The 9,142-nt window shown below is 72.4% G+C and carries 10 protein-coding genes; 2 read left to right on the top strand and 8 right to left on the bottom strand.

Annotated elements, in window-relative coordinates:
* Positions 1 to 56 precede the first annotated feature (56 nt).
* The 3 genes from MT346_RS17220 to MT346_RS17210 are packed head-to-tail and all read right to left on the bottom strand — an operon-like array spanning position 57 to position 2,905.
* Positions 57 to 1,754: an MDR family MFS transporter gene (locus MT346_RS17220; protein WP_243564316.1), complete on the bottom strand. Its 1,698-nt coding sequence runs from the start codon at positions 1,752 to 1,754 to the stop codon at positions 57 to 59.
* Positions 1,751 to 2,371 carry a TetR/AcrR family transcriptional regulator gene (locus tag MT346_RS17215; protein ID WP_243564315.1) on the bottom strand — a complete coding sequence of 207 codons (621 nt, stop codon included), beginning with the start codon at positions 2,369 to 2,371 and terminating at the stop codon, positions 1,751 to 1,753. The genes MT346_RS17220 and MT346_RS17215 overlap by 4 nt, the downstream gene beginning before the upstream one ends.
* A 51-nt stretch (positions 2,372 to 2,422) precedes the next feature.
* A complete protein-coding gene (locus MT346_RS17210) occupies positions 2,423 to 2,905 on the bottom strand; it encodes a GNAT family N-acetyltransferase (RefSeq protein ID WP_243564314.1) in 483 nt (160 codons plus the stop codon).
* 168 nt (positions 2,906 to 3,073) lie between these two features.
* Between MT346_RS17210 and MT346_RS17205 the strand changes: the two genes are divergently transcribed.
* Positions 3,074 to 3,769 carry a hypothetical protein gene (locus MT346_RS17205; RefSeq protein ID WP_243564313.1) on the top strand — a complete coding sequence of 232 codons (696 nt, stop codon included), beginning with the start codon at positions 3,074 to 3,076 and terminating at the stop codon, positions 3,767 to 3,769.
* Positions 3,770 to 3,778: 9 nt separating this feature from the next.
* Here the strand turns inward: MT346_RS17205 and MT346_RS17200 are convergent, their stop codons facing one another.
* A complete protein-coding gene (locus MT346_RS17200; RefSeq protein ID WP_243564312.1) occupies positions 3,779 to 4,387 on the bottom strand; it encodes a helix-turn-helix domain-containing protein in 609 nt (202 codons plus the stop codon).
* A 65-nt stretch (positions 4,388 to 4,452) separates the two neighbouring features.
* On the opposite strand from MT346_RS17200, the gene MT346_RS17195 reads away from it, so the two are divergent.
* Positions 4,453 to 5,421 carry an NAD(P)/FAD-dependent oxidoreductase gene (locus tag MT346_RS17195; protein ID WP_243564311.1) on the top strand — a complete coding sequence of 323 codons (969 nt, stop codon included), beginning with the start codon at positions 4,453 to 4,455 and terminating at the stop codon, positions 5,419 to 5,421.
* An 88-nt stretch (positions 5,422 to 5,509) separates the two neighbouring features.
* Here MT346_RS17195 and MT346_RS17190 read toward each other — a convergent pair whose 3' ends face one another.
* From MT346_RS17190 to MT346_RS17175, 4 genes are read right to left on the bottom strand one after another with little or no spacing between them, the layout of a single operon-like run.
* A complete protein-coding gene (locus tag MT346_RS17190; RefSeq protein ID WP_243564310.1) occupies positions 5,510 to 6,187 on the bottom strand; it encodes a pentapeptide repeat-containing protein in 678 nt (225 codons plus the stop codon).
* A 4-nt stretch (positions 6,188 to 6,191) separates the two neighbouring features.
* Positions 6,192 to 6,611: a DUF6314 family protein gene (locus MT346_RS17185; RefSeq protein ID WP_243564309.1), complete on the bottom strand. Its 420-nt coding sequence runs from the start codon at positions 6,609 to 6,611 to the stop codon at positions 6,192 to 6,194.
* A 9-nt stretch (positions 6,612 to 6,620) separates the two neighbouring features.
* Positions 6,621 to 7,649, bottom strand: coding sequence for an NAD-dependent epimerase/dehydratase family protein (locus MT346_RS17180; protein ID WP_243564308.1), 1,029 nt, complete (start codon positions 7,647 to 7,649; stop codon positions 6,621 to 6,623).
* Positions 7,646 to 8,842 (bottom strand): zinc-dependent alcohol dehydrogenase, encoded by a 1,197-nt coding sequence (locus MT346_RS17175; RefSeq protein WP_243564307.1) that lies wholly within the window; start codon positions 8,840 to 8,842, stop codon positions 7,646 to 7,648. Before MT346_RS17175 ends, MT346_RS17180 begins: the two co-directional genes overlap by 4 nt.
* Between the last annotated feature and the right edge of the window lie 300 nt (positions 8,843 to 9,142).

Genomic DNA, 9,142 nt, shown 5'->3' with positions numbered 1-9,142 from the left:
GGCGGGGCGGCCGGGGCCCCGGGGCCCCGGGGCCTCCCGTCCGTGGGTGGTCGCGTCTACTCGTCGCGACGCGTCGTCGGGACCGACCCCGTCGCGGAGCCGACCGGCTCCGCCGGCGCCTCGTCCGCTCCCCCGCGCTGCGCGCGGTCGAGCTCGTCGGCCTCGGCCCCGCCGACTGCCTCGCCGCGGGCGACCATGCCGGCCACGTCGTTGAGCTGCATCTGCGGGATGAACAGCGCGAGCACCAGGGCGATCGCGATGAAGGGCAGCAGGTACCAGAACACCGGCGACAGGGAGTCGGCGTAGGCGTTGACGATGCCGTCCTGCACCGCCTGCGGCAGCTTCGACAGCTGCGTCGGGTCGATGCTGGCGCTCGCGTTCGCCGCCTGCGAGGCACTGCCACCGGCGCTGGTGAACACGTCGGTGAGCTTGTCCGTCAGTCGCGACGTGAAGATCGCGCCGAAGACGGCGACGCCGAGCGACGCCCCGACCTCGCGGAAGTAGTTGTTCGTGGACGTCGCGGTGCCGACCTGCTCGGCAGGGACCGCGTTCTGCGCGACGAGCACCACGACCTGCATGATCAGGCCCAGGCCGGCGCCGAAGACGAACAGGTAGACGCAGATCAGCGGGATCGGGGTGCTGGCGGCCAACGTCGTCATGCCGAGCATCGCGAGCCCGACCACGATCGTGCCGATGATCGGGTACATCCGGTACTTGCCCGTCTTCGTGATGAGCGTGCCGGACAGGATCGACGTGCCGATCAGCCCCGCCATCATCGGGAGCATCAGCAGCCCGGAGACCGCCGCCGAGGTGCCCGAGGCCATCTGCAGGAACGTCGGGACGAAGCCGATCGCGGCGAACATGCCCAGGCCGAGCACGAAGCCGATCGCCGTCGCGGTGACGAAGGTGCGGTTGCGGAAGAACGACAGCGGGATGATCGGGTCCTGCGCACGCGCCTCGACGAACACGAACAGCGCTGCGGCGACGACGAACCCGGCACCCCAGGCCCAGGTCTCCGGCGCACCCCAGCCGTGCTGGCGGTTGCCGCCGAACTCGGTGAAGAAGACCAGGCAGGCGGTGGTGGCGGACAGCAGCGCGACACCGAGGACGTCGATGCGCTTGGTCGCCTTCTTGTTCGGCAGCGTCAGCGCGAACCAGGCCACGAAGAACGCCGCGATGCCCACGGGGATGTTGATCCAGAACGCCCAGTGCCAGGTCATGTGGTCGACGAAGAAGCCGCCGAGCAGCGGGCCCCCGACGGCGGACAGGCCGAAGATCGCACCGAGCGGGCCGAGGTACTTGCCGCGCTCGGACGCGGGGACGATGTCGGCGATGATCGCCTGCGACAGGATCATCAGGCCACCGCCACCCAGGCCCTGCATCGCGCGGAACACCACGAACTGCCAGAAGTCGGTCGACACCGCGCAGCCGAGCGACGCCAACGTGAAGAGGGCGATCGCGATGAGGAACAGGTTGCGGCGTCCGAGCACGTCGCCGAACTTGCCGTAGATCGGCATGACGATGGTCGACGCCAGCAGGTACCCGGTCGTGATCCAGGCCTGGTGCGCAACGCCGCCGAGGTCACCGACGATGGTCGGCATCGCGGTCGAGACGATCGTCTGGTCGAGGCTGGACAGCAGCATGCCGGCGATGAGCGCGGCGAAGATGATCCAGATCCGGCGCTGGGTCAGCAGGAGCGGCCCGTCCGTCCCGGGCCGGGTGCGCTTGGCGGCGCGCGGCGCTGATGTGCTCATGGGGTGTCGTCCTGTCGGGTGGTGATGGCCGCCCTGAGCAGGCGGAGGTTGGTGGTGAGCAGCTCGTCGAAGGACGGGCCACCGGCGACGTCGAAGGCGTCGTCGAAGTACTGGTCGGCCGAGACCTTGAGCACGCCGGCCGCTGCCTCGGCGACCAGTCGGGCGCGCGGATCGTCCGGCGCCGTCCAGCCGAAGCGGGAACGCAGGGCATCGGCCACGCGGGCGAGCTGCACGTCGGTGGCCGACAGGAACCGGGCCAGGAGCGCCGGCTCGCGCTCGAGGACCTGGCGCATCAGCACCTCTTCGGACCGGTCGAGCTCCATCGTGCGCACCTGTTCGACCGCGAGCGCCACGAGTGCGGCCAGCGGGTCGAGGTCACGCGCCACGACGTCACCGTGGGCGAATGCCTGCAGCACCTCGGTGTCGGCGTGCAGCTCGATGCCGAGGACGACGTCCTCCTTCGACGCGAAGTGGTTGAAGAACGTGCGGCGCGAGACACCGACCGTCTCGCAGAGCTGCTCGATCGTGAAGCCGTTCAGGCCGTGCTCGATCGTCACCCGTCGCGCCTCGACGATCATGCTGCGCCGCAGGGTGCGGGTGCGTTCGGCTGTGCTCACCGAGCAAGAATTGCACTTTCCTGCCCAGGGTGCAAGTACGGGGGAGCGGGGTCAGATCGCCTTGTCGAAGCAGAACGACCACGGCATGGTGGCCGCGTAGGGCTCGTAGACCTCGATCTGCCGCCACCCGGTCTTCCGGTACAGCGCCACCGCGTCGGGCTGCTTGTCGCCCGTCTGCAGGATGAGCCGCCGCGCACCGACCTCGCGCCCGACGTCGGCGCACGCGTCGAGCAGCGCCGTCGCAGCACCCTTGCCGCGGGCACTCGACAGGACGATCAGGCGCTTCAGCTCGACCTCGTCCCCGAGCCACCGGACGGCGATGTGCGCGACCGCTTCCCCCGACTCGTCGACCGCGAGCAGCGAAGTGATGACGCGGGACGGATCGACGGCGAGCGCCCGGGTCCGCTCGGCGGTCACCTCGGGATCCTCGTCCCCCTGCGCCGAGCCGTAGCGCTCGTGCATCTCCTCGTCCATGCGGGCGCGTAGTTCCACTGCGCGCGGGTCGTCCCAGGAGACGCGTTCGATCGTGATCACGATCGTCAATCCTCGCACGCACCGATGGCCGGCCGGCTCCGACCTGCAGCGACGCAGCCACCACCTCACAGCGCAGGTCGACCGCCGTGAACGACCTCGGCACGACGGACGACAACGATCCGGTCACGGGCCGGGCCTCCCCGCAGCGTGGCTCCTACTGTCGGACCCATGACCCGGGGGACGACACGGACACACCGCGCACGGCTGCTCGCACTCGCCGGAGGGCTGGCGGCGGCGTTCCTGCTCGCGGGTTGCACGGGCGGCACGGCGCAACCCGACGGCTCTGCGAGCCCGACCGGAGGCACCGCGACGACATCGGCCCCGACCAGGACGCCCACCGCCGGGTCCACACCGGACGCGGCCGCGGGCTCCGCGACACCGCGTCCGACCTCGACCATCACGCGGGTCCCGGGGGTCGACTACGACGGTGGCACCGTCCCGTCGACGTGCACGGGGCTGCTGACCGCGGGCCGCTGGCAGTTCGCGACCGCGCCCCTCAACGACCCGGCGGTCGTCGGCTCACCGGTCGAGGTCCCGAAGTCGGTCTTCGACCCGGTGCGACAGTCCGACGGCAAGCAGCTGTACTGCGTCTGGCGTGACCCCCGCGCAGACATCACGAACGTGGCCATCGAGGTCCAGGTGGTCGACTCGTCGAAGGCGTTCGGTCTGCTGCAGGGCCTGCAGGGCTTCGACTGCGCGCGCGAGGCCGAGGGCTACCGGTGCCAGAAGATCTCGGAGGACGAGCAGTACGGCGTGCAGCTCGGCACCACGTACTTCACCCGGGGGGACATCGGGATCGTGATCAACCAGGCGAACGTCCCGACGAACGGACTGCTCGACGACGTCATGGCCCACGTGTTCTGACGACGCCCGTCAGGCCTCGGGTCGCGACCGCACGTGCGCCCGCTCCCCCTGCGGGCCGTACAGGCACAGCACCTCGGTGACCTGGTCGGTGACGTTCCCGATCCAGTGGGGCGTGTGCGTGTCGAACTCGACGACCTCGCCGGGGCCCAGGTCGAGGTCCCGCTCGCCGAGCAGCAGTCGGAGCCGTCCGGACAGCACGTACAGCCACTCGTAGCCCTCGTGCGTCTGGCGGGTCGGCTCGCCGGCCGGCGAGTGTGGTGGGAAGAGCTGCTTGAACGAGCGCACCCCGCCGGTCCGCCGGGTCAGCGGGATCACCACCCGGCCGCCGTGCGACTCGGGTTGCAGGTGCACCCGCGGGTCTCCGGTCTGCGGCGCCCCGACCAGGTCGTCGAGCGGCACCTGGTACGCGCGGGCCAGTGGCAGCAGCAGCTCGAGGGTCGGTCTCCGCTGCCCCGACTCCAACCGCGACAGGGTGCTCACCGAGATGCCCGTCTCCGTCGCGAGCGCGGCGAGCGTGACGTCACGCCGCTGCCGGAGCCCGCGCAGCCGTGGGCCGACCCCGTCGACGACCTCGGCCGTCGTGCGCGCGGTGCCCCGGGCCTGGTGTCCGTGTGCCATGCCGCCATGTTGCCAGACCGGCAACGATCGTTGCTGCGCGGATCGCGGACCCGCAGGATGTGCGCATGTCTGACACCACTGATGTCCTGGTCGTCGGCGGCGGTGCCGCCGGGCTCGCTGCCGCGCTGATCCTCGGCCGGTCACGCCGCTCCGTCCTCGTCGTCGACGGGGGCGAGCCACGCAACGCCCCCGCCGAGGGGGTCCACAACTACCTCGGCCAGGAGGGCACCGCCCCGCTCGACCTGACCCGGATCGGTCGCGACGAGGTCGCCCGGTACGGCGTCCACGTCACCGCCGGGAGGATCGTGGCCACCTCCGTCGGGCCCGTCACCGCGGGCGACCCGGTCGGCTTCACCGCGACGCTCGACGCCGGCGCGACCGTGTCGGCCCGCCGGGTGGTCGTCGCCTCCGGCGCCGTGGACGTCCTGCCGGACGTGCCGGGCCTGGCCGAGCAGTGGGGCCGAGGCGTGGTGCACTGCCCGTTCTGCCACGGGTACGAGGTCCGCGACAGCCGCATCGGCGTGCTCGTGACGACGCCGTTCGGGGCACACCAGGCCCTCATGTGGCGGGCGCTGAGCGACCGCGTGACCGTGTTCGTGACGGATCCGATGCTGGTGAGCGACAGCGACCTGGCGGGGCTGGAGGCCAGTGGCATCGCGGTCGTGCACGACCGCGTGACGTCGGTGGTGTCCGAGGACGGCGTCCTGCGCGGGGTGACCCTGTCGGACGGATCGACCGTGGCGCTCGATGCCCTGGCCGCGGCGAGCACCGCCGAAGCCCGGGTGCAGGGGCTCGAGGGGCTCGGGATCGCCGCGGTCGACCAGGTCATGGGCGAGCACCGCATCGGCAGCGCGGTGCCCGTGGGCCCGACCGGCGCGACGGACGTGCCCGGCGTGTGGGCTGCGGGCAACGTGGCGTCGCCGATGGCCACCGTGATCGTGTCCGCGGCCGCGGGGACCACCGCGGGTGCGGCCGTGCACGGTGACCTGGTGCAGGCAGACCTGGCGGCCGCGCTGATCACCGTGCCGCGTTGATCGCCGGTGCGAGGTCGACCGCCCCGTGCGAGGAACCAACCCCGCACCACGCGGTCAGCCTCGCACCCGAGCAACTCGCCGCCGCCGGTCAGTCGACGCGGTAGCCCGCCTGTGCGGCGAGCAGCGGCGCCAACGTGTACAGCTGATCCGCGCCGATCGTCGCACCGCGGAACCCCTCGAGCCGCTCGACCCGGTCCAGGTCGGCGCCGCGCAGGTCCACGTGCGCGATGCTGGTGTTCGACCCCTCGGCGGCGCGGATCCGGGTGCCCTCGAACGACACCCGTAGCAGCGTGGCGTCGGCGATGTCGAGCTCGTCGATGACGCAGTCGCGGAACACCACGTCGGTGACCTTCGCACCGCGCAGGTTCACGAACCCGAGCTTCATGCCGATGAACTCGACACCGTTCAGGCCGGCGTCGTACAGCTCGGCCGACCCGATGCGCCCGCCGCCGATCCGGACCTCGCGCCACGTGCTGCTCGACGCGCGCAGGACCGGGGCGTCGAGGTGCTCGACGACGCTGTCGTGGACCCGGACACCGCGCAGGTCGGCAGCGTCGGCATGCAGGGCGTCGATCACGCACTCCTCGATCTCCAGGTCGGGCAGGCGCTCCCCCGCGATGTCGAGCGTGGCGATCCGTCGCCCGTCGATGCGGTCACCCGACAGCACGTCACCGGGCCCGGGGTTCCAGTCGGTCAGGTCGACCGGCTCGGTCAGGGTGATGCGCGGAGCGTCGGTACCGGAGGACTTGCCCGAGGTGCGTGCCATGCCCTCAGTCTGCCGCGCCGGTCCGACCTTCGAGCACGCTGTCCAGGCGGTAGTCCTTCGCGGGGCCCCGTGCCTGCCACCGCACGGTCCACCGCTCGGTGTCGCCCGACAGCTCGCCCGTGTAGGCGTCCGGCGCGCATGCGTGGTCGACCGGTGCGCTCCACACCCAGTCGTGGAACACCCGGCCGTCGGCGAAGTGCACCCGCCAGACCCCGTCAGGGGCACGTCGCACCAGCAGGGTCCGCGACACCGGGGTGGCTCGGCCGGCGAGCACCATCGTGCCCGTCTCGGTCCACACGACCTCGTCGGGACCGGTCGAGCGCAACTCGGTGCTGCCGGTGACCACGCCCGAGGCGTCCGCCCGCCGATCCTCCACGGTCCGGTGCAGCGTCCAGGTCCCCACGAGGTCGGTCGGCTGCACCACCCCAGCAGGCTACCCGCGCAGCGGGCCGGACGCGGGGTGGTTCGCACCGTCCGCGAACCCGGCCACCAGCGCACCGAGCGCGTCCGTGGCACTGTGCCGGGCCTCCCAACCGAGTTCCGTCCGCGCCCGTTCGGTCGACATGATCGGCACCGACGCGGCGATGTCCAGCCACCCGGCGTCGGTCGGCTGCAGGCGGAGCCGCCACGTCAGCGTCACGATGCCGCGCAGCAGGCGGTACGGCATCCGGACCGCCCCGCGCATGCCGAGCACCCGCGCGATGCGGGGCGGTGTCAGCACGGGCGCGGCGGCGATGTTGAACGCGCCGCCGGCCCGCCGGTCCACCGCGCGCCAGAAGGCGTCGGCGACGTCCTCGGCGTGCACGGCCTGGAACACGAACGCGTACGGCAGTGGCAGCACGGCCCAGCGGATCCACCGCACGATGCCCATCGGCACGAACGGGCCGAGGAACAGCCCGCGCAACTCGGCCGCGACGTCCCGCTGGAACACCAGCCCGGGCCGCAACCGCGTGACGACGACGGACGGGTTCGCCAGCGCGAAGGCGTCCAGCGCGCGCTCGTTCGCGGCCTTGTGGATCGCGTACGTCGCCGTGGGGATGCCGTCGGTCGGGAACGACTCGTCGACCCGCTGCCGCTTCCCCTCGACGTCGACACCGCGGTACGCCCCGACCGACGACGCCACGACGACCTGGGGGACCCCGGCCCGGGCGACCGCGGCCAGGACGTTCGCCGTCCCGACCACGTTCGTCCGGTGCTGCGCGGGGATGTCGTGCGTCGGCTGCAGCGCCCACGCCAGGTGGATCACCGCGTCCGCGCCGTGGAACGCCGCGGTCAGCTCGGCGGTGGCATCTCGGGAACCGACGTCGATCGCCGACCAGGTCGCCGCGTCGTACGGCGCGACACGGGCGTCGGGCATGCGACGGGCGACGCCGACCACCTCGACGGACCGCTCGGCGGACAGCCGCTGCAGCACGGCGGTGCCGAGGTTGCCGGTCGCACCGACGACGACGACCCGGGTCACGCGGACGCAGCCATCGCGGGGTCGAGGACGACCTTCACGCAGTCGTCCTGCTTCTTCTGGAACACCTCGTACATGTGCGGGGCGTCCTCGAGGGACACGCGGTGCGAGGTCAGGTCGAGCGTGCCGAGCGGGTCCGACGGGTCGGACACCAGCGGCATCAGGTCGTCGACCCAGCGCTTCACGTTGCACTGGCCCTCGCGGACGGTGATCTGCTTGTCGAACAGGGTCATCATCGGCATCGGGTCGGCCATGCCGCCGTACACGCCGCTCAGCGAGACCGTGCCGCCGCGGCGCACCAGGTCGATCGCCGCGTGCACCGCCGCCAGCCGGTCGACCCCGGCGGTCTCGATCGCCTTCCGCGCGAGCGTGTCCGGCAGCAGTCCGGCGGCGCGCTGCGCGAACCCGGCGACCGGGTTGCCGTGGGCCTCCATGCCGACCGCGTCGACCACGCCGTCGGGACCGCGGCCGTCCGTGGCGTCGACGAGCTCGGCGACGACGTCCTTCGTCAGGTCGTGGGTCTCGATGCCGTACTTCGCGCCCAGGTCGCGGCGCACCGACTCGGGGTCGACGGCGAGCACGCGGTAGCCCAGGTGCTTACCGATGCGGGCGGCGAACTGCCCCACCGGGCCCAGACCGAGGACCGCGAGCGTCCCACCCTCGGGCACGTCGGCGTACTGCACGGCCTGCCACGCGGTCGGCAGGATGTCACTCATGAACAGCCAGCGGTCGTCGGGAGTGCCGTCGTCCGGGATGACGATCGGGCCGTAGTCGGCGTGCGGCACGCGCAGGTACTCGGCCTGGCCACCGGGGACCTGGCCGTACATCTTGGTGTAGCCGAAGAGCGCCGCACCGCTGCCGTACTCGGTGACCTGCGTCGTCTCGCACTGCGACTGCAGGCCGCGCTGGCACATGAAGCAGTGCCCGCACGAGATGTTGAACGGGACGACGACGCGGTCGCCGACCTGCAGGTTCGTGACGGCGGAGCCGACCTCCTCGACGATGCCCATCGGCTCGTGGCCCAGGACGTCGCCCTTGTCGATGTACGGGCCGAGCACGCGGTACAGGTGCAGGTCGGAGCCGCAGATCGCCGTCGAGGTGATCCGTACGATCGCGTCGGTCGGCTGCTGGATGGTCGGGTCGGGAACGGTCTCGACGGACACCTTCTCGGTGCCCTGCCAGGTCAGTGCGCGCACTGGGCGCTCCTCTCGTCGCGGGGCGGGCCGACCGGGAGGGCCGACTCGCGTCCGGTTCCTGGCTACCCGGCCGCCCCGTGGCGGCTTCCCAGCCCGGGCCGCGTGCCGCAGCCGCCGGCCGCCGGGCGGGCGGGCCGCCGGGCCGCCGGGCCAGCGCGGACGCCGGGCCGGCGGGCCGGCGGGCCGGCGGGCCGGCGCGGACGCCGAGTCTCGGCCAGGCGGACAGGATGCACCGTCCGCGGGCCGCGTCCTGTCCGCGGGGCCGAGACTCGGCGCGGCACCGCGCCCCGCCCCGCCGGA

Origin of the sequence: Curtobacterium sp. VKM Ac-2922, assembly GCF_022815645.1 — a bacterium.
Taxonomy (GTDB): domain Bacteria; phylum Actinomycetota; class Actinomycetes; order Actinomycetales; family Microbacteriaceae; genus Curtobacterium.
The sequence above is the reverse complement of the archived record's forward strand: the minus strand, read 5'-3'. Positions and strand labels throughout refer to the sequence as shown.